The organism is Glaciibacter kafniensis (assembly GCF_039538945.1).
In the GTDB taxonomy this organism is placed as follows: domain Bacteria; phylum Actinomycetota; class Actinomycetes; order Actinomycetales; family Microbacteriaceae; genus Cryobacterium; species Cryobacterium kafniensis.
The window spans coordinates 21,222-45,081 of the sequence record NZ_BAABCN010000008.1 but is presented as its reverse complement, the minus strand read 5'-3'; the positions used below and the strand labels follow the sequence as shown (position 1 = coordinate 45,081).

At 64.9% G+C, this 23,860-nt stretch carries 22 protein-coding genes; 10 read left to right on the top strand and 12 right to left on the bottom strand.

Going from position 1 to position 23,860, the window contains the following annotated elements:
* The first annotated feature begins 596 nt into the window (after nt 1–596).
* On the top strand, nt 597–1,322 hold the full coding sequence (locus tag ABD791_RS13500; RefSeq protein WP_345067600.1) for a winged helix-turn-helix domain-containing protein: 726 nt from the start codon (nt 597–599) through the stop codon (nt 1,320–1,322).
* 998 nt (nt 1,323–2,320) lie between these two features.
* Nucleotides 2,321–2,695: a MarR family winged helix-turn-helix transcriptional regulator gene (locus ABD791_RS13495; protein WP_345067598.1), complete on the top strand. Its 375-nt coding sequence runs from the start codon at nt 2,321–2,323 to the stop codon at nt 2,693–2,695.
* A 99-nt stretch (nt 2,696–2,794) separates the two neighbouring features.
* Here the strand turns inward: ABD791_RS13495 and ABD791_RS13490 are convergent, their stop codons facing one another.
* The 7 genes from ABD791_RS13490 to ABD791_RS13460 form a co-directional block, all read right to left on the bottom strand.
* On the bottom strand, nt 2,795–3,700 hold the full coding sequence (locus ABD791_RS13490) for a hypothetical protein (protein WP_345067596.1): 906 nt from the start codon (nt 3,698–3,700) through the stop codon (nt 2,795–2,797).
* A gap of 445 nt (nt 3,701–4,145) precedes the next feature.
* A complete protein-coding gene (locus ABD791_RS13485; RefSeq protein WP_345067593.1) occupies nt 4,146–4,901 on the bottom strand; it encodes a gamma-glutamyl-gamma-aminobutyrate hydrolase family protein in 756 nt (251 codons plus the stop codon).
* A complete protein-coding gene (locus ABD791_RS13480) occupies nt 4,894–5,676 on the bottom strand; it encodes a 3-oxoacyl-ACP reductase (RefSeq protein WP_345067590.1) in 783 nt (260 codons plus the stop codon). Before ABD791_RS13480 ends, ABD791_RS13485 begins: the two co-directional genes overlap by 8 nt.
* A gap of 77 nt (nt 5,677–5,753) precedes the next feature.
* Nucleotides 5,754–7,178, bottom strand: a complete 1,425-nt coding sequence (locus ABD791_RS13475; RefSeq protein ID WP_345067587.1) for an aldehyde dehydrogenase family protein — start codon at nt 7,176–7,178, stop codon at nt 5,754–5,756.
* A gap of 5 nt (nt 7,179–7,183) precedes the next feature.
* Complete coding sequence (locus ABD791_RS13470; RefSeq protein ID WP_345067584.1) at nt 7,184–8,563, bottom strand: glutamine synthetase family protein; 1,380 nt, start codon at nt 8,561–8,563, stop codon at nt 7,184–7,186.
* Nucleotides 8,564–8,576: 13 nt separating this feature from the next.
* A complete protein-coding gene (locus ABD791_RS13465) occupies nt 8,577–9,308 on the bottom strand; it encodes a FadR/GntR family transcriptional regulator (protein ID WP_345067581.1) in 732 nt (243 codons plus the stop codon).
* 4 nt (nt 9,309–9,312) lie between these two features.
* On the bottom strand, nt 9,313–10,860 hold the full coding sequence (locus ABD791_RS13460; RefSeq protein ID WP_345067578.1) for an amino acid permease: 1,548 nt from the start codon (nt 10,858–10,860) through the stop codon (nt 9,313–9,315).
* Between the two features lie 222 nt (nt 10,861–11,082).
* Between ABD791_RS13460 and ABD791_RS13455 the strand changes: the two genes are divergently transcribed.
* Nucleotides 11,083–11,409, top strand: coding sequence for a DMT family transporter (locus tag ABD791_RS13455; protein ID WP_345067575.1), 327 nt, complete (start codon nt 11,083–11,085; stop codon nt 11,407–11,409).
* Between the two features lie 101 nt (nt 11,410–11,510).
* Here the strand turns inward: ABD791_RS13455 and ABD791_RS13450 are convergent, their stop codons facing one another.
* The gene (locus ABD791_RS13450; RefSeq protein WP_345067572.1) at nt 11,511–12,221 is read right to left on the bottom strand and encodes an MgtC/SapB family protein; all 711 of its coding nucleotides are present in this window, start codon (nt 12,219–12,221) and stop codon (nt 11,511–11,513) included.
* A gap of 237 nt (nt 12,222–12,458) precedes the next feature.
* Here ABD791_RS13450 and ABD791_RS13445 point away from each other — a divergent pair, with 237 nt between their 5' ends.
* From ABD791_RS13445 to ABD791_RS13420, 6 genes are all read left to right on the top strand, one after another.
* Entirely contained in the window at nt 12,459–13,592 is a 1,134-nt protein-coding gene (locus tag ABD791_RS13445) for an ABC transporter substrate-binding protein (protein ID WP_345067569.1), read from the top strand.
* Between the two features lie 9 nt (nt 13,593–13,601).
* A complete protein-coding gene (locus ABD791_RS13440; protein WP_345067566.1) occupies nt 13,602–14,543 on the top strand; it encodes an ABC transporter permease in 942 nt (313 codons plus the stop codon).
* Nucleotides 14,540–15,403 carry an ABC transporter permease gene (locus ABD791_RS13435; RefSeq protein WP_345067564.1) on the top strand — a complete coding sequence of 288 codons (864 nt, stop codon included), beginning with the start codon at nt 14,540–14,542 and terminating at the stop codon, nt 15,401–15,403. Before ABD791_RS13440 ends, ABD791_RS13435 begins: the two co-directional genes overlap by 4 nt.
* Complete coding sequence (locus ABD791_RS13430) at nt 15,400–16,467, top strand: ABC transporter ATP-binding protein (RefSeq protein WP_345067562.1); 1,068 nt, start codon at nt 15,400–15,402, stop codon at nt 16,465–16,467. Before ABD791_RS13435 ends, ABD791_RS13430 begins: the two co-directional genes overlap by 4 nt.
* Before the next feature lie 245 nt (nt 16,468–16,712).
* Nucleotides 16,713–17,009, top strand: coding sequence for a DUF6412 domain-containing protein (locus tag ABD791_RS13425; protein WP_345067559.1), 297 nt, complete (start codon nt 16,713–16,715; stop codon nt 17,007–17,009).
* 125 nt (nt 17,010–17,134) lie between these two features.
* Nucleotides 17,135–17,929 carry a YidC/Oxa1 family membrane protein insertase gene (locus ABD791_RS13420; RefSeq protein ID WP_345067557.1) on the top strand — a complete coding sequence of 265 codons (795 nt, stop codon included), beginning with the start codon at nt 17,135–17,137 and terminating at the stop codon, nt 17,927–17,929.
* Nucleotides 17,930–18,098: 169 nt separating this feature from the next.
* On the opposite strand, the gene ABD791_RS13415 is transcribed toward ABD791_RS13420, so the two are convergent.
* The gene (locus tag ABD791_RS13415; RefSeq protein WP_345067554.1) at nt 18,099–18,755 is read right to left on the bottom strand and encodes a histidine phosphatase family protein; all 657 of its coding nucleotides are present in this window, start codon (nt 18,753–18,755) and stop codon (nt 18,099–18,101) included.
* Nucleotides 18,756–18,834: 79 nt separating this feature from the next.
* Here ABD791_RS13415 and ABD791_RS13410 point away from each other — a divergent pair, with 79 nt between their 5' ends.
* The gene (locus tag ABD791_RS13410) at nt 18,835–19,002 is read left to right on the top strand and encodes a hypothetical protein (protein ID WP_345067551.1); all 168 of its coding nucleotides are present in this window, start codon (nt 18,835–18,837) and stop codon (nt 19,000–19,002) included.
* A 221-nt stretch (nt 19,003–19,223) separates the two neighbouring features.
* On the opposite strand, the gene ABD791_RS13405 is transcribed toward ABD791_RS13410, so the two are convergent.
* The 3 genes from ABD791_RS13405 to ABD791_RS13395 form a co-directional block, all read right to left on the bottom strand.
* Nucleotides 19,224–20,216 (bottom strand): GDSL-type esterase/lipase family protein, encoded by a 993-nt coding sequence (locus ABD791_RS13405; protein ID WP_345067548.1) that lies wholly within the window; start codon nt 20,214–20,216, stop codon nt 19,224–19,226.
* Between the two features lie 115 nt (nt 20,217–20,331).
* Nucleotides 20,332–22,488, bottom strand: coding sequence for an arylsulfatase (locus ABD791_RS13400; protein ID WP_345067545.1), 2,157 nt, complete (start codon nt 22,486–22,488; stop codon nt 20,332–20,334).
* Nucleotides 22,478–23,860, bottom strand: a complete 1,383-nt coding sequence (locus ABD791_RS13395; protein WP_345067543.1) for an FAD-dependent oxidoreductase — start codon at nt 23,858–23,860, stop codon at nt 22,478–22,480. The genes ABD791_RS13400 and ABD791_RS13395 overlap by 11 nt, the downstream gene beginning before the upstream one ends.

The following is a 23,860-nucleotide window of genomic DNA, read 5'->3' as shown; positions in this document are numbered from 1 at the left end:
GCCGGCTCTCGCGCGTGCGCTTGAATCGTCGCCTCCGTCTCCGCGAGGCGACGATTCAAGCGCACGCGCGCGCAGTGGGTCCCTGCACCGTCACGCCGCCGAAGCGCTTTGGTCGCGCAGAAGATTCGACTCGCGACACGCTTCGCGCGGTTTGATTCACTAAACTTTGATGAATTAATGTTCCGTCGCAGCTTCTTCGATCAAATCACGATTACTGCCGGATCCTCCACATGTCCGACACTCCCGCGCACCTGATGCGCGTCACACAGTGTCATCCGTGGTCATTGAATTGACACATCTCGTCATAGTGGGCTTTACTCACTCTTATGACGACGAACGCACGCCCCCTGACCTCCTTCGAGGCCCCCAGGGATGCCGGGATGATGATGCCCCGCATCAGCGCCGTCGCGTGTTGTCGAATGTGCCGCTAGCAGCGCAATCTTCGCCGAGTTCCCCGCCGCCACTCACGGTCGGTTGACACTCCCCGGCTGAGACAACTCAGCCGCACAGAGGCCCATCGGGCCGCCGCTTGCCGAACCCTTCGAGGCGCTTCTGACGCCGGGTTCACCTCATCATCACGCCAAAGGACTCTTCCCATGTCACTTGCACACATCGACACCGCCCGCTCCGCACACTTCTCTCGCCCGGGCCTTGCGCTCGCCCCGACTCCTGTCGCCGCTCCGGCCCCGACGCCGGCACCGCGCATTCGCGCTGTTCCCGAAGGAACCGAGGCGCGTGGCTTCGTGCTCTACGTCGGAATCGACGAGGCCAAGGCTGCCGCGGCCGGAACGAGCCTGCACCGCATCGTCGAAGCCCTCAAGCTGCTCGCCTCCGACATCGCTCCCTCGGCCGAGACCTACGCCGCAGTGGCGCTGGCCCCAGAGGGCTCCGGCGGCCGTGACGTCGACGTCGTGCGTCTCGCCCTGCAGGACCCCGCCGCTCTCGCCAAGCACCGCAATGAGCCGGAAGACCCCGACCGCGCTCCGGGCGGAGTCGTCATCGATATCTCACGCAAGCGTGTGATCCTCGACCACGAGACCGCAGCCCTCACCTACAAGGAATTCGAACTGCTGCAGTACCTCGTGCTGCGCGAAGGCCGCACGATCGAGCGCACGGAGCTCATCGCCTCGCTCTGGGATGCCGCCAGCGAAGAAGAAGCTCCGAACGAGCGCACGATCGACGTGCACGTTCGCCGCCTGCGCTCCAAGCTCGGTCGCTACGAAGACATCGTGCGCACCGTGCGTGGCGTCGGCTACCGCTTCGACCGTCACGCCGACGTATCGATCCGCCAGGCATCGACCCCGAGCCCCGACTTCTTCTAGGCCGGTTCGCTTCAGTTCGCACCGGTTCACGCTGCCCAGCTCGGTTGTGCTCGGCGGCGCTCGGCGGTGCACCATTCGGCTCGGTGCACAGCGCCACCTCGGCAAGCAGCTGACAACTCAGCAGCTGCGCCATGGCAAGAATCGCCATTCGCGCCGAGTATCGCCGCTGTAGCGGCGATTCTCGGCATCAAACGGCGACTCTCGAATGGGAACGCTAACCCACGAGGAACCCAGCGCGCTCTACGAAAGTGCAGCCGAACCATCCGCTTACCTCGTCGAGCTTGACCGCTCCGGTCGAGACCCCCTGTTGCGCCGGGCAAAGTCGACCGCAAGTGTCAAACTCGGCGGGTTCACTCCCGCACAGATGAAACGGAGACGTCGAGAAGCGCGCAGCGGATGCGACGATCAGCGCGTTGCGCCCATGGACGCGAAACGGATGCGCCGCGACGGTATCCGCCACTCGCTACTCGCTACTCGCTAGTCGCTAGTGGCCCAGAGTCGCCACTCGCCACTCGCTACTCGCCACTCGCCACTCGCTACTCGCTACTCGCTAGTGGCCCAGACTCGCCACTCGCCACTCGCCCAGAATCGCCATGTGCGCCGAGTGCCGCCAGTAGAACGGCGGTTGTCGGGAGTTCGGGCGATTCTCGAACGAAACAGCACCGTGACAGCGGCTGGAGACGGGCCTTAACGTGATTGAGGGCCGGTCGTAGAGGCTAACGACCGACCCTCTTCCCTTTGCACCAAGAGTGTCCTGCAATCACATTTGCGTCTCCCGCCACAGCAAACGGTTGACGCACTACGAATATATAACGAACCGGTAACGGAAGCTAGTTATCTGATCGTTATTTTTCAAAAAGTTTCTCCGGCGGATTCTGCGAGGCGGTCGCCCCGGTGCAATGAGTCTCCTAGTCTGGGGGGATGAAGGAGCACGAGTGACGCGGCAAGCGGTCGCAGTAGCCGCTTGGGAATCACTATTTCGAGCACAGGTCGCGGTCATGCGTACCCTGGCGGCTGAGTTTCCGTCGAAGGAGATCTCGCTCAACGAGTACGACGTTCTCTTCACCGTTTCTCGCGAACCCGAGCGGCGCATCCGTTTGCGCGATCTCAACCGCCACGTTCTGCTCACTCAGCCGAGCGTCAGCCGCATGGTCGACCGGCTCGTCTCGCGCGGCTTTCTCGACAAAGGAACCGACCCCACCGACGGGCGCGGCACGATCGTCGAGTTGACGCCTGAAGGCTTCGCCTTGTTTCGCCGCGTGGCCCACTCGCATATGGACTCGATCACCAAACGGGTCGGTGACACGCTCAACGAAGAAGAACTCACGCAGTTGACCGCCCTCTGCGACCGGCTGCGCCGCGGCGAAAGCTAGCGAGCCGCGACCCACGCGACCAGCGACAGCGACAGCGACAGCGACAGCGACAGCGACAGCGACCAGCCAACCGCCCTCAGCAGGAGACGCGTGCGAGCTCTAACCGAGTGAAGCGGCAGCCGCTGACCATCCGCTGCCGCGGGGATCGGAGGGCGTTGCATTCTGGAGGCGCGCCTTGGCCGTGACCACGATGCGCGCCGAACGCAGAACCGACACCGGACCGGGGAACCGTTCCAGATGTTGCAGCGATGCTTTCGCGACAGCACTGCGTCGACCTCGTGGCGCCTCGACGACAGCCAGTAGCGCTCTGGTCACTCGATCGGCACTGCCAACTTTCAGCCGCCACATTGCGTAGCGCTCGGGAAGCAGCGGAACGTGCTCAAACTCACGATCCCAGGCGGTGAGCAGCCCGTGCAGGGCCGCCGTGGCGTGCAGCTGCCACGCCGTCGTCACAATGTCATCGATCTCGTCTGGCGTCGAAATCGCCTTCATCCGAACGAGGGCCACCTCGAACCCGTTGACGGCACGCGACGATCCGGGGAGCTGGCCGGTCAGAGCCAGAGCCAAAAGCAGCACGACCAGAGTACGGTCGAGGCTCGGCACCGTCAGATCGCCGATCTGAAGCAACGAGCGGCGTTCCCAGAGAAGGTCGAACGCGTCTTCGGGGTCGGCTCGAGAGCCAGGCATCAAGTAGTAGACATTGAGCAAGCAGGTCTTGTCGGGATGCCGCAACGTCACGCTCGGACGCGGCAGCAGTCGTGTGCCCTTCAGGTCATCGACAACCCAACCGTTGAGGGTAAGTTCTTCCAGCAGGTGGGTCGTCGAGGCAGGATCGACGAGGACTGACGCGGTGGAGATCACCGTCGGCGAAACGAAACCGAAGTGGCTGACGACCGGGCCGCAGGCCGCGAGCAGACGGATGCGGAGCGTGGCACTCAGACGGGCAATCTCGACATGGGTGTCGACACGGTCATTCCACAGGCGCTCAATTGCCTCGGGAGTCATCCCGAGTGACCGGTTACCACGGCGCCCCCGCCGCTTCACTGCACGTGCAGGAGCCGCAGAAATTGCAACAGGAGCCGGAGCCGGAGCGGGAGCAGCGGCGGCACGAGCGGTCGCACGCGCCGTGCGACGAGCATCAGGCGAGGCATCAGGCGAGGCATCAGTTGGTGCAGCAGAAACAGTCGGTGCGAAATCGGTGTGGTGGAGTTGGGACTCCATACCGTCGGTGCCTTTCAGTGATGACCGCCGCAACGCAGTCCGGCACCCCCTGGGCTCCCACACGTGCTGGCCAATCGGTCTGCGCACACCCCGCGCACAGCAATGACAACCCAACACTACCGACGCCCCAAAACACCCCGCTACCCCGCAAACGGGGCGAATGCCGGCGTCCGGCCGGCACGACGGCGCACGCCGGCGCACGACGGCGAGACCCCGTGAGTGCGGGGCGTCAGCCTGTGCCGGCCCGAGCCGCAGCAATCAAACCGGCGAAGAGCGCCTTGTCTGCGCCGGTCTCCGGATGCCACTGCACAGCCACCTCGAGCCGGTCGCCGCTGGATTCCATCGCCTCAATGATCCCGTCACCCGCGGAGGCGGTCGTGACATAGCCGGGGTGGCTGCCGACTGCCTGGTGGTGGTGGCACGGCACCCGGAGGGTCGGAGCGACAAGCTCCGAGATTCGATGACCGGGCGCAACGCTCACCTCGACGTCGGCGTACCCGCTCGCGCTTCCGGAATGCCGGTCGTGCCCGACCGCATCGGGCACATGCTGGATCAGCGCGCCTCCGGCACGCACCGCCATCAACTGCATCCCCCGACAGATTCCGAGAAGTGGGAGCTGCTGCTCGGCGGCGGCATCGAGCAACCAGAGTTCTGAGGCGTCGCGGTCGTCGTACCAGACCGTCACGCTCGCATCCGCTGCCTGCTCGTAGAGAGCAGGGTTGAGGTCGGCGCCGCCTGCGATGATCAACCCGTCGAGCCGGGCGATCACCGCACGCGCGGCATCCGTCGACTCAAGCGGCGGGATCAGCACTGGCACGCCGCCGGCTGCGGCGACCGACTGCGCGTACGACGCCGGCAGCAGGTCGGCCGGTACACCCTGCCAGGTGCCCCAATCAGCGGCCTGCCGGTAGGTGCTGATCCCAATCAGCGGCAGATCCGAGCGAGAAGAGCGCGCAGTGCGTTCAGCGAGCGGACGTTCAGTCAAAGTCGGAATCCAACGGGGTCACGTAGGCGTTCGACAGGCCGCCATCGACCAGAAAATCGGTCGCGGTGATGAAGCTCGATTCGTCGCTGGCGAGAAACGCGACGGCGTTCGCGATCTCCTCCGGCTCGGCGAACCGGCCCATCGGCACATGGATCAGGCGGCGCGCGGCGCGCTCCGGGTCGCTGGCGAAGAGCTCTTGCAGCAGCGGAGTGTTGACCGGGCCGGGGCAGAGCGAGTTCACCCGGATGCCCTTACGGGCGAACTGCACACCGAGCTCGCGGGTCATCGCCAGCACGCCGCCCTTCGACGCGGTGTAGGAAATCTGCGAGGTCGCGGCGCCCATGATCGCCACGAACGAGGCAGTGTTGATGATCGAGCCCTTGCCCTGCTCGAGCATGTAGGGCAATGCCGCCTTGCAGCAGAGGTACACGCTCGTCAGGTTGACCTCCTGCACCCTGCGCCAGGCGTCGATGCCGGTCTTCAGGATGGAGTCGTCGTCGGGCGGCGAGATGCCGGCATTGTTGAAGGCAATGTCGACGCTGCCGTAGGTGGCCTTGGCATGGGCGAAGAGCGCCTCGACCTCGGCCTCGTCGGTGACATTGGTCTTGATGAAGGAGCCGCCGAGCTCGGCTGCGATGCGCGGACCGTTCACCTCATCGAGGTCGCCGATGACGACTTTGGCGCCCTCGGCCACAAACGTACGGGCAGTCGCCAACCCGATTCCGGAGCAGCCTCCGGTGATGACGCCGACTTTTCCTTCGAGTTTTCCGCTCATGGGGTGTATATCCGTTCTTCTGGTTCTGTGTGCGAGATGTGATGCGAGGCGATGGATGTTGTGGGCCCGGTCGAGGATCAGGGCTCGGTGGAGATGAACACGTTCTTCACCTCCGAGAACGAATCGGGGGCGTCGGGGCCGAGCTCGCGGCCGAGCCCCGACTGCTTGAAGCCGCCGAACGGCGTCCAGTAGCGCACCGATGAGTGCGAGTTGATCGACAGGTTTCCGCTGTCGATCCCGCGCGCGACGCGCAGCGCGCGGCCCACGTCCCCAGTGAAAATCGAGCCGGACAGGCCGTATTCGGTGTCGTTGGCCTTGGCAATCGCATCCGCTTCATCTCGAAACGGCATGACAGCGACGACGGGCCCGAAGACCTCCTGGCGCCAGACCGGATCGTCGGAGCTGGTCGGCAGCACGACGGTCGGCGGCAGCCAGAAACCGTCACTGCCCGTAACGGTCTCACCGGTGTATGCCACGTCGGCCGCGTCGATGTAGGCCGAGACAGCGTCGCGTTGCCTGGCCGAGACCATCGGCCCCATCTGCGCGGTCTCGAGCGACGGGTCGCTCACTGAGAAGCGCTTGACCGCCGGTTCGAGCAGGGCGAGAAACCTCTCGTAGACGCTCTCCTGCACCAGGATGCGGGAGCGCGCGCAGCAGTCTTGGCCCGCGTTGTCGAATGCTCCGCCCGGTGCAGCGGCCGCGGCCTTCTCCAGGTCGGCGTCGTCGAAGATGATGTTCGCGCTCTTGCCGCCGAGCTCGAGGGTGAGCCGTTTGACCTGGTCGGCGCAGCCGCGCATGATGCCCTTGCCCACCTCGGTGGAACCGGTGAATGCCACCTTGCGCACGAGCGGATGCGTGACGAACCGGTCGCCGACGATGGACCCCTTGCCGGGAATCACGGTGAACACGCCCTCGGGCAGCCCGGCCTCGAGCGCGAGTTCGGCCAGGCGCAGTGCGGTCAACGGAGTGACTTCGGCAGGCTTCAGCACGACCGTGTTGCCCGCGGCGAGCGCCGGAGCGAACCCCCAGCCGGCGATCGGCATCGGAAAGTTCCACGGCACGATGATGCCGACGACGCCGAGCGGTTCGTGGAAGGTCACATCGAGGCCGCCGGCGACAGGAATCTGGCGGCCGAAGTGCCGCTCGGGCGCGGCCGAATAGTAGTTGAGCACGTCGCGCACGTTTCCGGCTTCCCAGCGGGCGTTGCCGATGGTGTGCCCCGAGTTCGCGACCTCGAGCCAGGCGAGTTCCTCGATGTGGGCTTCGACGGTGTTCGCGAACGCACGCAGCATCCGGGCTCGCTCGCCCGGCGCCACGGCCCGCCAACCGGCGAAGGCCCGGTGGGCGCGCTCGATCGCGGCATCCGTCTCGTGCAGATCGGCTTGATCAACCCGGGTCAGCACCCGAGCGGTGGCCGGGTTGATCACGTCGAAGGTGCCCCCGGCCGAGAAGGCCGAGGTGGGAAAAGCCAAGGAAGGGAACGTCTGGTCGAGCGCAGCCATAAGAGTTAGAGCCTTTCGAACCCGCGGCGGAGTTCCCAATCGGTGATGGCGGAATCGAACGCGGCAATTTCAACATCGGCATAGTTGACGTAGTGCTTCACGACATCCTCGCCGAACACTTCTTTGGCGATTGCCGAGTTCGCGAAGAGATCGCGCGCCTCGTGCATGGTCGTCGGCACGGTCGGGGCCCCTGAGGTGTAGCCGCTGCCCGTGGTGACCGGTTCGAGCTCGAGCTCGTGTTCGATGCCGTAGAGACCGCCGGCAAGCATGGCGGTGAGCGCCAAGTACGGGTTGACGTCGCCGCCCGGCAGCCGGTTCTCCATCCGGGCGCTCTGGCCGTGCCCGACCAGGCGCACGGAGCAGGTGCGGTTGTCGAGGCCCCAGGCGACGGCGGTCGGCGCGAACGAGCCCTTCACAAACCGCTTGTAGGAGTTGATGTTCGGCGCATAGAAGAGGGTGAACTCGCGCATGGTGTGCAGCACGCCGGCGATGAAGTGGTTGTAGAGCGCGGTGCGCTCCCCCTTCTCTTCATCCCAGAACACGAGCTCGCCATCGAGCCCACGCAACGACATGTGCACATGACAGGAGCTGCCGTCGCGCGCATTCGGCTTCGCCATGAAGGTCATCGACTTGCCCTGCAGGTGCGCAATGTCTTTGGCGGCGGTCTTGTAGACCGCGTGGTTATCGGCGGTGGTGATCACCTCGTCGTACTTGAACGCGATCTCGTGCTGGCCGAAGTTGCACTCGCCCTTGGCCGACTCCACGGTCATTCCGGCCTCGTACATGGTGTTGCGGATGGTGCGGAGCAGCGGTTCGACCCGGCTGGATCCGAGGATCGAGTAGTCGACGTTGTATTGGTTCGCCGGAGTGAGCTCGAGGTAGCGCTTGTTCCAGGCATCCTCGAAGGTGTTCTCGTAGATCATGAACTCGAGTTCGGTGCCCGAGAGGGCCTTCCAGCCGTGCCCGGCCGCCTTGTCGACCTGCTTGCGGAGCATCGTGCGTGGCGACATCGGCACCGGGCTGCCGTCGATCAGGCTCAGGTCGCACTGAATCATCACGGTTCCTGGCCGGTGCGGCAGACGACGGATGGTGTCGAAGTCCATCACGAAGAGCATGTCGCCGTAGCCCTTCTCCCACGAGGTGCTGTCGTAGCCGTCGACGGTGTTCATCTCGACGTCGACGGCGAGTAGGTAGTTGCAGCCTTCCGTGCCGTGCTCGAGAGTCGACTCGAGAAAGAATGCCGCGTGCAGAAATTTGCCCTGCAATCGCCCCTGCATATCGGTGAAGGCCAACACCACGGTGTCGATCTCGCCGCTTCCGATCATGCCCTTCAACGCGTCGACAGTGAGCATCCGGTCGTTGCGGGGGTGAGATTTCTCAGTCATTGCTTCCAACCGCTCATTTCAGTAGTCCCTTCAGAAGTGCGGCGGTTCCGTCACAGTGTTCTTCCATGACGAAACGCGCGGTGTCGGCATCCCCGTCGAGGATGGCGCGCACAATCTTTCGGTGTTGATGATTCGAATTCGTGATGTTCTTCTGCAAGAACGGGATCTCGCCGAGAAACTGATGCACTTTGGCCTGGATCTGGCTGCTCGATTTGGTGAGTTCACGCGAGCCGCAGACCGCGGCGATGGCGAGGTGCAGGCGGGCGTCGGCCTGACGGTAGTCGACCGGCGTCGGCGCGCCCTCCACCGCCGCGAGACTGTTGGTCAACAGCTCCCGGTCGGCGTCCGCCAGAGGGACGGATGCGGCCCGAAAACAGGCGCCCGGTTCGATCACCCGGCGAAAGATCAGGATGTCGTCGATCTCTTCCTGCCGATCGATATTGCGGGTTTGATCGGGCAACCGGGCGTTTTCGACCAGCCCGACGATCGTTCCGCCGGTTCGGCCTCGCGTGGTGGACACCAGGCCGGCCGAACGTAAAGCGCTGATCGCCTCCCGCAGCGTCGCCCGCGACACGTCGAGCTTCTCCGCCAGGATTCGCTCGGGTGGCAGCTTCGAGCCTGACTCGAAGATGCCGAGCTGAATCGCCGATCCGAGCTGCTCGACACACGACTCAAACGCCATGTGCCCGCGCACGGGGCGAAGGATCGCATCGATCAGTGGCGAGGCAACGCCGGGGAGGGTCATCGAATTACTCGAGCAGCTTGTCGGCGTCGATGGTGAGGTGTTCGGCTTCTTCACGCGTCATGAAGTGCTTCTTTCCCTTGGCGAACCAGAGGATCGTCGCGAAGATCACAACAACCGCCACCGCGACCGGCGCATAGTTGAAGGTGTCGATGGTGATCGGGAACACCGGCGGCAGCACGAACAGGATGCAGATGAAGACCACCCAGACCACGGCGATCCAACCGATGATCGGGCTCCACCTGCCGAGGTGCCACGGGCCAGGCGTGAAGTCCTTGTTGCGACGACGCAGGAACACCGGCACCACATAGGCGATGTAGAGGCCGATCACCGCGACACTGGTCACCGCCAGGTAGGCGGTGGTGTTGAACAGCGCGGGCACAACGAGCACGATCGCGGCGGCGACGCAGAGCCAGATCGAGTTGGTCGGGGTTTTGGTGCGCGGGTTGACCTTGGCCCAGAGCTTCGAGTCGGGGATCGCGTTATCGCGGGAGAACGCGTAGCTCATGCGCGAGTTGGCCGTGACGGATGCCATCCCACAGAAGAACTGCGCGCCACAGACGATGAACAGCAAGAACTTCGCCATCGTCGGATTGTTCAGCGCGTCGAGGAAGATCTGTGCCGGCGGGAGGCCGGTTTCGGTGGCGAGAAGCTTGTTCAGGCCCTCCGGCGAACCGTCCTGAATGGCGGCGGTGATCGAGAACAGCAGGATCCAGCCGCCGATGATCGAGATGAGCACGCTCATCACGATGCCCTTCGGAGCAGCGCGGGCCGCGTTCTTGGTCTCTTCGGCAACGTGAGCGGATGCGTCGTAGCCGGTGTAGGTGTACTGGGCCATCAGCAGACCCATCAGAAACACGTACGGAGCGAACGACCAACCGGTCTCGTTGTGCCAGGCGGTCATCGTCCAGCTGAAGGACTGGTGACTCGTCGGCATGACCCAGAGCACGGCGACGATGAACAGCACCCCGACGATGTGCCACCAGGCCGAAACGTTGGAGAGCAGGCTGACCAGGTTGACGCCGAAGGTGTTGAGCAGACCGTGGATCACGATGAGCACCACGAACAGGCCGAACGTGTTGGCGGCCGTCGGCTCGACACCGAAGGTGAGCGACGCGAACGCCATCATCGTCGTGGCGGCACCGAAGTCGATGGCTGCGGTGACGGCGACCTCACCGAGAAAGTTGAACCAACCGACGTACCAGGCCCAGGCCCGCTTGTTGCGCTTGGCCAGGCGGCCGGCCCAGAAGTACAGGCCGCCAGCGGTGGGATACCGCGAACACACTTCGGCCATCGCCAGCGCGACGCAGAGCACGAAGAGGCCGACGATCGGCCAGCCGAGGTTGATGGCGGATGGCCCGCCCGACTTCAGCGCGATGGCATAGGAGGTGATGCAGCCGGCGAGAATCGAAATGATCGAGAACGAGACCGCGAAGTTGGAGAATCCAGACATTCCACGATGGAGTTCTTGCTTGTAGCCCAGTTTGGCGAGTTCAGCCGCATCCGCATTTGCGAGGTTTTGGGCATCCGACGCCGTTGTCGTTTTTTCACTCATTAATGTTCACTGCCTGTCTGTTCGAGATGGCACAGTTGACGATGTTGACTGATTGTGGCGTGGGCTCGCGCTGCATGTCAATGGCCTGACGTTAGACATTTAGATCCCCCGATCGGGGGCCCAGCACCGCCGAATCTCCGCAAAATCCCAGCCGAATTCACCATGAATCCGCGGCGAAACCCCCGTCAAACCTCGACCCCGAACCGTGAGGATCGCTACTCAATGGGTTACCTTTTTCTCGCCTTGGCCATCGTCACCGAGGTCATCGCGACGACTTTTCTCAAGTTCACCGCGGGCGACAATCCCAAGTGGTGGGCGTACGTCATCGTCGTTGTCGGCTATCTGGCCTCCTTCACCGCGCTCTCGCAATCGCTCAGCCGCGGCGTTCCACTCGGCATCGCCTATGCAATCTGGTCTGCCATCGGCGTGGTGTGCATCGTGCTGGTCAGCTGGATCTTCTTCAAGGAGTCGCTGACCTGGATGCAGATCGTGGGCCTCGTGCTCGTGATCGGCGGCGTCGGCCTGCTCGAACTCGGCGGCAAGCACTAGTTCGTCGGTGTCCTTGCGCCGAACTGTGGCAGATGACCATTCTTGCGCCGAAAAATGGTCATCTGCCACAGCTCGCGGGCGGGCGAGGGCGTGAGCTCTCGCTACTCGTTCTCGTCTTTGCTGACCTGCACCGAGATCACTCCTCGAATCTCGGAGAGGCCCTCGACGAGGTCTTCGAGCGGGCCCTTTCCGTGCCGAAAACGCATATCGGCTTCGACGCGCGGCACCTTGCCTGCGACCTCGATGCGCCGGGTCTTGGTGAGGGATGCCTCATAGCCCAGCTCGGTCGAGCGGGTGAGAATATCGCGCAGCACTCCCCTGCCCTCCTTGTATGAGACGACGAACACTTGGTCTTTGTCGATCGAGGGGATGTGCCGTCCGATGAGGGGCAACAGGGTGACGGCCACGAGGTGCAAGCCCGTTGCGATCACGGCGATCACGGGCATTCCTGCCCCGCAGGCCATGCCGATGGCAGCGGCCATCCAGACCGTGGCGGCGGTGGTGAGTCCGTTCACGATGTTCTGGCGCACGAAGATGACTCCGGCGCCGAGAAAGCCGATGCCAGACACGACCTGCGCCGCGATGCGCGACGGGTCGAGCACCACCTCTGGCCCGATCACCGAACTGAACCCGTAGGCGGAGATCAGGGTGAACACTGCTGCGCCGAGCCCGACCAGCGTGTGGGTGCGCAAGCCGGCACTCTTCAGTTTGCGCTGCCGTTCGATCCCCACCACAGCCGAGAGCACAAACGCCAAGAGCAGCAGAAACACCTCGGTGAGCGTGGTGCTTGAAAAGAATTCGACCTGCAGCATACGACCCCTAGCCGGCCAGACAACTGCGTCCGATGGCGCACCGACCGGCCGAGAATCGACGCGAACTCTCACACTAAGCCATGCCGCATCCGCCCTTACCAAATAACCCGGCGTTAACCAAATCGTAACCCCCATTCCACCTCGTTGCTGCGCTAGCATGACGAAACGGTAGCCAGCAACCGGCACCCAACTGTCCGTTACAGCGCGGACGGCCTGAAGTTGGTCCACGGAGGAACAATGTTCAAGACTCGAACGGCCACCGCTTTTTTTGCGGTTGCGACAGTTGCAGCTCTCGCGCTCAGCGGGTGCAGCACCGGCTCCACCAGCCCCAGCACTTCGGCGGGTCCTTCCGTCGATGCCGCAACTGCCACCAGTGCCGCCGACTTCGGCGGTCTCGACCAGCTCGTCGCGGCGGCTAAGGCCGAAGGCACGCTCAACGTCATCGCTCTTCCCGACACCTGGGCCAACTACGGCAAGATCATCGCCGCCTTCAAGACGAAGTACGGCCTCACCGTCAACTCGGCCAACCCAGAAGGGTCGAGCGCCGACGAGATCAAGGCCGCCCAAGACTCCAAAGGCCAGGACACCGCACCCGACGTCTTCGACCTGGGCGCTGCCGTCGCCCTCGCCAACACCGACATGTTCGCGCCGTACCAGGTCGCGAACTGGGACGACATCCCTGCCGCCAACAAAGAAGCCACCGGCCTCTGGGTAAACGACTACACCGGCAGCATGTCGGTGGGCTACAACTCGAACAAATACCCGAAGCCGACCAGCCTGGACGACCTGTTGAAGGCCGACTACAAGGGTGCTGTCGCCGTCAACGGCGACCCGACCCAGTCAGGCGCGGCGTTCGCCGCCGTCGGGCTGGCCACCGTGCAAAGCGGCGGAACGCTTGACGACTTTCAGCCGGGAATCGACTTCTTCGGCAAGCTCAATGCTGCAGGCAACTTCCTCACCGTGAACCCCACCCCCGCGACGATCGCCTCGGGTGAGACCGGCGTCGTCTTCGACTGGAGCTACACCAACCTCGCTGCCGCAGCGACGGTCGACGGTTGGAAGGTGACGACGCTTCCGGGCACCGCCTACATCAGCTACTACAACCAGGCGATCAACAAGGATGCCCCGCACCCGGCCGCCGCACGCCTGTGGCAGGAGTTCATCTTCAGCCCGGAGGCGCAGAACCTGTTCCTCGCCGCCGGTGCTTACCCGGTCACGATCGACGCCATGACAGCCGCAGGAACCGTCGACAAGACAGCCCTCGACACGGTCGGTGAGCTGCCGAAGAATCGCGTCACCCCGACTGCGGCTCAGACGGAAGCGGCGAACGCGCTGCTGTCGAAGAACTGGGCTGCGGCCATCGGCCAGTAGAAGACACTGATGACTGTCGCTGCTGCGCCAGCCAGCGAGAGTAGTGACGCCGGGGCCGCGCCCCGGCGTCACGATCTCACCGGCCCAGCGCCTCTCCGCCGCGCGAAGCGTGGCTTGTCGGTTCTCGGGCTGACCCCGTTTGCCTTCTACGTGCTGCTCTTTCTCGCGGTTCCGACGGTGCTGGCGCTCGGAACCGGGTTCTTCGACAACGATGGCAACCTCACGTTCGGCAACATCGCTGCGCTGTTCGACCCGGTTATCCTGAACACCTTCTTCGCCTCGTTTTGGGTGTCGGCGTTGACGGCGGTCGTCGGCGCGATCGTCGGGGCGCTGATTTGCTACGCGTTGCTCGGCACCCGCGCCGATGGCCGGCTGCGGCTGATGATCGAGTCGGCGTCGAGCGTGCTCGCCCAGTTCGGTGGCGTCATGCTCGCCTTCGCGTTCATCGCGACCATCGGAGTGCAGGGGCTCGTCACGGTCTGGCTGGAATCGACATTTCACTTCAGCATCTACGCCGACGGCGTCTGGCTCTACACGGTGCCCGGGCTGATCCTGCCCTACATCTACTTTCAGGTGCCGCTCATGGTGATCACCTTTCTGCCGGCGCTCGACGGGCTGAAACCCCAATGGGCGGAGGCCACTGCGACTCTCGGCGGCAGCCGGCTCACCTACTGGGTGCGCGTCGCGGCCCCGATTCTCGCCCCCGCCTTCTTTGGCAGTCTGCTGCTGTTGTTCGCCAACGCCTTCTCCGCCTATGCCACCGCCGCGGCGCTCATCAGTCAGGGCTCGCAGATCGTGCCGTTGCAGATTCGGGCCGCCCTGGTGAGCGAGACGATTCTGGGCCGCGAGAACATGGCGGGCGCACTCGCCCTGGGCATGATCATCGTCATGGTCGTCGTCATGACGGCCTATTCCTTCTTGCAGGCGCGCACGACGAGGTGGCAGAAGTGAGCGGCCCAGGCGTGCGCGTCGGAATCGCGCCGAGCCCCCTGGTGCGCCGTCTGATCCTCGGCATCATCGGGGCGATCTTCGCCATCCCGATTCTCTCGATGATCGAGTTCACGCTGCGCAAGGGGCTGTCAGGCGGGTACACCGTCACCCATTGGACCGGGCTGTTCGACCCCGCCAATGCCTCGCAATATCAGGTGCTCTACGTGGGCCTGGTCAACTCCCTCGTCTTGGCCGTGGTCACCGTCGCCATCGTCTTGCTCGTGCTGTTGCCCACCATGGTGCTCGTACAGCTGAAGTTTCCGGCGTTGCGCCGGGTGCTCGAATTCATCTGCATCATCCCGATCACCGTTCCGGCGATCGTGTTGGTCGTCGGCCTGGCACCGGTCTATTCGGTTGTGGCGTCGATCTTCGGCAGTTCGGTCTGGACCTTGTCGTTTGCCTACGGCATCACGGTGTTGCCGTACGCCTACCGCACGATCCAGTCGAATCTGGGCGCGATCGACGTGAACACGCTCAGCGAAGCGGCCCGGTCGCTGGGGGCCGGCTGGGGAAGCGTGTTCTGGCGGGTGCTGATTCCCAACCTGCGCCGCGGCATCCTGGCCGCCTCGTTCATCTCGGTGGCCGTGGTGCTCGGCGAGTTCACCATCGCGTCGCTGCTCAGCCGACAGAATCTGCAGACCGCGATTCTGCTGATGTCGCAGAGTGACCCGTATGTGGCGGTCATCATTGCGCTGCTGGCGCTCTTGTTTGTCTTCCTGCTGTTGCTGATCATCGGTCGTTTCGGCGCCGTGACCGGTTCGAAGCGCGGGTCGAAGCACACCAAGCGCGCTCAGCGCGCCGAGAAGGGGACCCCATCGTGACGTCAATCCAGCCGAGCACCTCACTGCTGAGTTCAGTGCAGGGCGTTGCCGTCGAACTCGCGCGCATCACCAAGACCTACGGGAGTCAGCATGCGCTGAACGACCTGTCGCTGTCGGTCAAACCCGGCGAGTTCGTGGCGCTGCTCGGGCCGAGCGGATGCGGCAAGACCACGGCATTGCGTGCCCTCGCCGGCCTCGAGAGCATCGATTCTGGCACCATCCTGATCAATGGCGAAGACGTGACGGAACAGCCGACGAACAAACGCGACATGGGCATGGTCTTTCAGTCCTACTCGCTCTTTCCGCACCTGACGGCGGGCGAGAACGTCGAATTCGGGTTGCGGATGCGCAAGGTCAACGCGTCAGACCGGCGGGCCCGTGCGGCCGCCGCGCTGTCGATGGTCGGCCTCGACAGCCACCAGGGCCGCTACGCGCATGAGCTGAGTGGTGGGCAGCAGCAGCGCGTCGCCCTGGCCCGCGCGCTCGTCACCGAACCGCGCGTGTTGCTGCTCGACGAACCGCTCTCGGCACTCGACGCGAAGGTGCGGGTGCAGCTTCGGGAGGAGATCCGGCGCATCCAGACCGAGCTCGGCATCACCACGCTGTTCGTGACCCACGACCAGGAGGAGGCACTCGCCGTCGCCGACCGGGTCGCGGTCATGCAGGCCGGCACCATCGAGCAGATCGGCACTCCAGAGGAGCTCTATCGCACCCCGGCGACGCCGTTCGTGGCGGAATTCATCGGGCTGAGCAACCGGGTTCCTGGCATCGTCTCCGACGGCAGCGTCGAGGTGCTCGGGCAGTGGCTGCCGCTACTGCATCCCGAAACCGCGAATGGGCCGGTGCGGGTGATGCTGCGTCCAGAGGACATCGAGCTCGCCCCGGCAGGGATCGCCGCGACAGTGGTGTCATCGAGTTTTCTGGGGTCGCTGCGACGCACCCGCGTGCGGTTGGCCGATGACACCCTGGTCAATGTGCAGCATGGGGTGCGCGAGAATCCCGAGGCGGGCACCGTCGTCTACCTCACGCTGAACGGCACGGCGGTGGCGGTGGGGCCGGCCTAGGGGTCGCACTCACGGTGTCACGAGCGCCGATTATGCCCCGAGCTTTCTCTCGTCGAGCTTGACCGTTGCGGTCGAGACTCCCCGGTGCGCCGGTCAAACTCGACCGCACGTGTCAAGCTCGGCGAAGGTGCGACGCGTGTGACCCGGCGTGCTTATTGGGTTCTCGGTGCTGGCGGGACTCGGATGAAACTGAAATCTTTGCGCTGGTAGCCTCGGTGTTAACTAGCCCGACAGAACGGAGGATCATGCTCGAATTCATCGCGCTACTCCTGCGCTCTCTCGGCTCCAGCCTGCACTTGGTCTGGGTCGGTGACGGCGCGATCGCAGCCCTCGCGGTAGTGGGTGCCGTCGGTGTGACCGCCGCCGCGATCGCGGTCTGCGTCGTGCTTCTGGCCGTCGCGCTCGGCGACCGGGCGTCATCCGTCATCGCCCGCGGCTACCTACAAACCAGCGATGTGTCACGGCTCTTCTCACAGAGCGACCCGAATTCGGCGGGTCGACCGCGCCCTCGAGCCCCGGGATGCGACCGCTCGGTCGCGTAGCCCAGCTCACTTTTCGTTTCGCTCATTCGGCACTCTCGCCGCTTTTCTCACACGGGCGTTTCTCGCACGCTGTGCTCCTGCGCGGCCATCCGGTTCCCATTCCGTATGACCAGAAGGACACTTCAATGGACCTCTACACCTTCGGCCCCGTCGCGACAGTTCTCGACGCCGCCTACTCACTTATCACCGGTCTCTCGGCCGCGCTTCATCCGTTTCTCGGCGCCTCAAGCTCGGCCATCACCATCATTCTCATCACGCTTCTTGTTCGAGCGGTCCTGATTCCGGTCGGCCTCTCACAAGCGCGGGCCAACCAGATGCGCGCCCGTCTTGCCCCGCAGTTGGCCGAACTGCAACGCCTCCACGGCAAGGACCGCGAGAAACTGCAGCGCGCGACGATGAAGCTCTACGCCGATGAAAAGGCTTCCCCTCTGGCCGGATGCCTGCCGATGCTGGCGCAGATTCCGGTCGTCGGAACGATCTACGCGTTGTTCATCCTGCCCACCATCAACGGGCATCCGAACAGTCTGCTCAGCGATACGTTCTTCGGCATTCCGCTTGGCTCGAATCTCGTGCACCTGGTCACGACCGGTTCCGTGACCTGGCCGACCATCGCCGTGTTCGCGGTTTTGATCGCGCTGATCGCGACGGTCGCGCAACTGTCCCGCACGCTGCTGCCGATGCCGGTTGCGGCACCTCCCGCGAAAGCTCCCGCGCCGACGCCGGGGATGCCGGATCTCTCGGGGCTCACCCGCATTCTCAGCTTTATGCCGTTCATGACGGCGGTCGTCGCTGTCTTCGTGCCGCTGGCGGCCGGTCTCTACCTGCTCATCACCGTCAGTTGGAGCCTTGGCGAGCGCCTGATTCTGCGTCGGATCATGGGCACGGGCGGTGCTGCGCTGCCGGCTCCGCTGCCGAGCTAGTCTCGACTCGGCCTCTGGTGTGGCTCCATTCGACGGAGATTCTTCAGAAAATCGCCCGTTTTGGCCCGAATCAGGGCAAATTCGGGTGAATCTCCGTCGAATGGGAGGTGCCGAGCCGGCCAGTCGGGCCGACGGATGTCGCAGGGTCAGTTGGGACAGACCGCGCTGATCAGTCGGGCAGACCGCCGGGGCCCGTCGCCATCCCCTCGTCGAGGCGCGGGCCGCCGAGGGCAGTGCCGGTCCAGGAGAGCACGGTCCAGCCGTCGGTCGGTGAGCCATCGAGGGCCACCACCCCGGTGTTGTGCAAGATGTGCCGTGACGCGGTGTCGGCATCCACGTTCACCGAGCGCCCGGCCGTCCAGGCCCGGATGATCTGTCCGTGCGCGACACAGGCAACGGTGCCGAATCCGGTTGCGGCGACCTCGTCGATCACGCGGTCAAAGCGTCCGAACGTCTCGACCCCGTTGTCGCCGCCGGGCATGCGGTGTTCGAGGTCGCCGGCTGCCCAGCCGAACGCGACCTCGTGGTAGATCTGAATGGAGGCAGCATCCGTGTTCATCTCGAGGTCGCCGGCGCTGATCTCACGCAGCCCGTCCCGCACCTGCACCGGCAGACCGAGGGATGCGGCGAGCGGCGCGGCGGTCAGCTGGGCCCGGGTTTGCACGGAGGCGAAGAGCGCTCCGATGCTCTCGTCGGCCAACGCGGCCGGGATTGCGGCGGCTTGCCCCAGGCCGAGTTCGGTGAGTCCGGGGCCGGGCACGAGCGTGTCGAGCGCTCCGAGAACGTTGGAGGGAGTCTGCCCGTGTCTGATCAGCAACAGCCGCATATCGTTCTCCTCGTGGTGCTCGCTCTTTCACCTACCGTGGCATACGGAGATGAACCGCAGGTGAGACTAGGCTGCGGCCATGACCACCAATGTCATCCTCGTCATTCTGCTGTGGCTGATCTTGGCTGCTCTCTTCACCTGGATCTCGTGGCTCGTGATCAGATCGGCGGTGCTGTCGGCGTTGCGTGCGTTCGCGCGCAGCTCGCAGACTGACGGCCCGACCGGTTTCAAGCGCCGGGACGGCTGAGCACTCCTCGCCGGTACCCCTCCACTTCGGCTCGTTGGGGCGAGACGGGCGGGTCCGAAATCAGGAGTGGAGTGCGTGTCGCGACAGGAGCGGCCGCGGAATCCCGCGGAATTCCGCGGAATTCCGCGGGATTCCGCGGGCACACTTCGGCCGACACACCTCCACTCCTGATTTCGGTACCCGCGCACGACCTCTCTCACCGCATCCGTCGGGCGGAGGGACTACGACTGCCCGAGGATGCCGGCGAGCACAGGCGCGATGCGGGCGGCCATCCGTCGATAGCCGTCCTGCCCCGGGTGCACGCCGTCGATGAGCATGTCGCCCTCATCGAGGCCGAGCAGATCGAGTCCGTGGATGCCGAACAGCCGCGAGTCTGCGGCGCGCAGGTGCCCGGTCACCGTCTCGACGTCGCACCTGATCTCCGCGAGCGTCATGCCCACCTTGTTCTGGGCGCTCTCGCGGGTGGGGCTGACGATCGGGGAAATCAGCACGATATCTGCGTCGGGGTTGGCGACACGCACACTCCGCACGAAGCCGGCAACCTGCCCTCGCCACGCCCGCGGCCCGAAGCTCGACTGTCCGTAGACGTTGATGCCCAGGCACAGGCTGATCAGGTCGGGCTGACGGCCGGCGATGGTGGCCGGGATGATCGGGTCCAGGTGGCATTCCGCACCGAACCCGAGGCACGTGAGGTCAAGGCCGAGCTCGCGCGCGACGAGGGCGGGCCACGTCTCCGCGGGTCCGTCGGACTCGCTGCACTGGGTGATCGAGCTCCCGTATGCGACCCACCGGGGTCGGGCGTTTTGCATCGGCACGGCGATCGTCGCCCTCTCGGCCGTGACCCGGCCAACGCGCACACGGCCGGTGTGGGGAAGCCAGAATTCAACGTCTGCCAGCCCTCCCGACAGAGCGATCTGCACCTCGGAGATCCCCGGCTGAACCGGGATGCGCTGGGTCAGCATGCCGTCCACGACGAGGTCGGCGCATCCCTGCGCATCCGGTGCAAAGTCGAGTTCGACTCGCAGCGCGCCGGCGTCGGTTCTTAACCGAAGCCGCACGCCCGTCGCCAAGCGCGCACGCTCGAAGAGCGGCGGCGCGTAGGCGAGCAGCTCGTCCTCCGGGTGCAGGCGCCACGGCTCCCACCACTGCCCGTCACTGGTCCAGGAGACGGCGCCCTCCCACAGCTGCGGATGCGCGCTGAGACTTAAATCCATCGATCCTCCAAGGTCGAGAACCGCCCGACCGCCGAGCGGTACCGCTGTGCGGGAACTGACTGTGCGGGAAGTGACGCTGCCTTTCGCGGCGATGCCATTCTCCGAGCGAGGCGAGCTACTCATCCATGAGCGCCTCAAACAGCGATTCGGCGCTCACCGCCGGGCGGTCTCCGGGATGGATTTCCACCGTTGCCTGGCTGATGCGACCCGAGTAGGCGAACGGTCCGACGTAGTCCTGCACAACCGACGCCTCCTGGTCGCGCGCGCACTGCGCGGTGCCCATGAAGAACCGAAGTCGGGGCACCCAGGGCACCCGCGTCGATTGAGCCGAGTCGCCGAGGTTGACGGAGAGGGAGATCGTGCCGCCGCCGGTCGCGTCGGAGCGGAAGCCGGCGACAACCGAGGTGGCGCCGACATGCGCGTCGCGTTCCAGCTCGACGGTCGTCACCTCTCCGAGCGCGTTCAGCGCGAATCGCACTCGATCGTTCAGAATGTAGAGGCTCACCCCGCCGAACACATCACCCATCGCCATCAGCACTCCGTGGTCACCCGATTCGATGGCATCCAGTGCGACAGAGATGGTGAAGTCATGTCCGGAAATCTCCGGTGCGGATGCTTGAGGCACCGGCGTCATCTCGGGGATGAAACGCCAGCTCTGCCGGTCGGGATGCGGGCGGAACAACTGGTTCTTGCCGCGGTTGGCGAGCGGCAACACCTGGTTGCTCCTGGCTTCGTCCCACCAGAGCTTCACGAGCGACTCGAGGCGTTCCGGAAAGTCTGCCGCGCGATCGATGACCTCCGCAGGGTCGATGCGCACGTTGTAGAGCTCCCAGCGATCGTCATCGAAATCGGTTCCTGGTCCGTGGAACGTCACGGCCTTCCAGCCGTCGTGCAGGATTGCACGGTGCCCGGCGACTTCGAAGTATTGCGCACCGCGGGGGGCCATCTCGACACCGTCGCCGAGGCTGGGGACCATGGATCGGCCGTTGAACGGGAGCTGCGCGACTCCCTCAATCTCGGCGGAAAACTCGACTCCGGCCAGCTCCAGAATGGTCGGCGCCACATCGGTGACATAGCTCGGCGCTGTGCTCACCGTTCCCGGGTCACCGGCGGGGCCCGCGACAATCAGCGGCGAACGGGTGCCGCCGTTGTGCACGGTGTGCTTGTACCGCCGGAACGGTGTGTTGGAGGCCTGGCCCCACCCGGCCGGGTACTGGTTGTAGTACTCGGGACCGCCGATCTTGTCGACGTCGATATTCGGTGTGCCGTGCGGTGAATCGTTGAGCACTGCTTCTTCGTTGAGGGTTCCCATCGGCCCACCGGCATTGGTCGCGCCGTTGTCCGACATCACGAAGACGACGGTGTTCTCTTCGCGCCCCAGCTGCCGAATCGTGTCGAGCAGGCGGCCCAATTCGGCGTCAGCGTGTTCAAGGTGTGCGGCGTAGGCCTCCATCAGCCGCTCGGCGATCGTCCGGTCCTCAGTGCTCAGGCTCTCCCACGCCGGGATGCGGGGGTCGGACTCCGGCAGCGGAGCCCCGCTGTCGATCACTCCGAGCTGCCCCTGCCGGGCATGACGTCGGATCCGGTCCTCGTCCCAGCCGTGCGCGAACGCGTCGCGATACGCCTCGAGGTATTCGTCGGGTGCGTGGTGCGGGGAATGCACGGCGCCGAACGAGATCATGGCAAAGTACGGATCATCCGGCCGGGCGTAGGCATGATCGCCGATCCATTTTGCGGCCTCATCGATGATGAGTTCCGAGACATGGCGGCCCCCGTAGGCCGCCGTCTCGACGAAGGTGTTGTCCTGCACCAGTTCCGGGCGGAACTGGTGCACCCGACCGGCGAGAAAACCGAAGAACCGGTCGAAGCCTTGCGCGAGGGGCCACTGCCGATACGGCCCTCCCGGCCCGGACTCGGCCGACGGGCTCAAATGCCATTTGCCGAAGAGCCCTGACGCGTAGCCGCTTTTCTTCAGCAGTTTGGGCAACATCGCCGCTGACGGTGGGATCACCCCCGAGTAGCCGGGGTCGCCCGAGGCAAACTGCACGATTGTGCCCATGCCCACCGCATGCGGGTTGCGCCCCGTCAGCAGCGCGGCCCGCGTCGGGGAGCACAGGGGCGTGACGTCAAAACTGGTGAAGCGGGTGCCACGAGCCGCGAGCGCATCCACATTGGGTGTGCGAATTGACGACCCGTAGCATCCGAGGTCCGCGTACCCCATGTCGTCGAAGACGACGACGAGGATGTCGGGGCGACGATGCTCAGCGGACATCGTCGACGTTCACGATCGCCTTCTGCGAACGCAACTGCGCCTGCACGACCGCCACATCGACATCCCGAAGCTTGACCCCTGCCGACACAGCCACTGCTGCCGCGACGCCCGCGGCCTGACCCATCGCCGCACAGGTCGCACCGACGCGCATGGAGCCAAGAGCGTCGCGGTCGAGCGATGCGCAGCGACCCGTCGCGAGCAGCCCATCGACTTCTCGGGGCACGAGCACCCGGTAGGAGATGTCGAACGGCTCCGGCACGAACATCGAATGTGTTCCCACCTGCTTCTGGGTGGGGTGCACGTCGATCGGCCAACATCCGACCGCGATGCTGTCGTCGAAGCGGCGAGCGGACCGCACGTCATCCCCGGTCATGACCAGCTCGCCCACCAGCCGGCGCGTCTCACGAACCCCGATCTGGGTGCTGGTTTGCACGAGCGTCGCGTTCGCAAACGCAGGCACGCTCTTGACGAAGTAGTCGACGATGCGGCGGGTGTCGCGACGGCCCTCGACCTCTGCGCGCGTCAGATCGGATGCGACTGACGCGTCTCCGACGACACGGGTCGTGTTCACCCAGACGATGTCACGCTCGAGGCCCCCGAACCACGGCCCGCCGTAGCGGGGCAACTCCCCCCGTGCGGCCGCGGCGGCCATGTCTGCCGCGTTGACGGCCACGTCGCGACGGGAACTCGAGTAGTCGGTGAGGATGGGATCGTGAAGCGTTCCGGCCTCCGGGCCGATCGGCAGGAGGGTCGGGACGCCATGGGGAATCGTGAGATCGGGGGTGGCTCCAGCAAGTCGGAACGACATCGTCATCGGCTGAAGATCGTCGGCCTTGACCCACGTCGCACCGCTTCGAGCGATGAAATCACCGTTGCCGGTCGCGTCGATGGTGCTGCCGGCCAGGATCGCTCCACGCCCGTCGACATTCTCGATGAATGCGCCGGTGACGCGTGATCCGTCCATGATCGGCGTAGCACCCCAGGTGTGCAGCATCAGCGTCACGCCGGCCTCGCTCATGAGGTCGTCTGCGACGCGCTTCATCACCTCTGGGTCGGAATTGATGACAAAGCCGTCATCGAATCGCGCCCCGCCCTGCAGCTCGGCACGCTCGACCCATTCCCCACCGACACCGGCGACACAACGCCGGTAGGGGCGCAGCCAGGAGTTGAAGCCGGCGAGGGTGAGCACCATCCCGGCCGTCCACATGCCGCCCAAAAATCCGTGGCGCTCCACGATCATGGTTCGGGCGCCGGCGCGAGCCGCTCCGATGGCGGCGGCCACCCCCGCGGGGCCACCACCCACGACGAGCACGTCGACCTCAGCGATCACGGGGATGTCCCGCGTGGGTTCCGCGATGTGCAGTGATGCCAT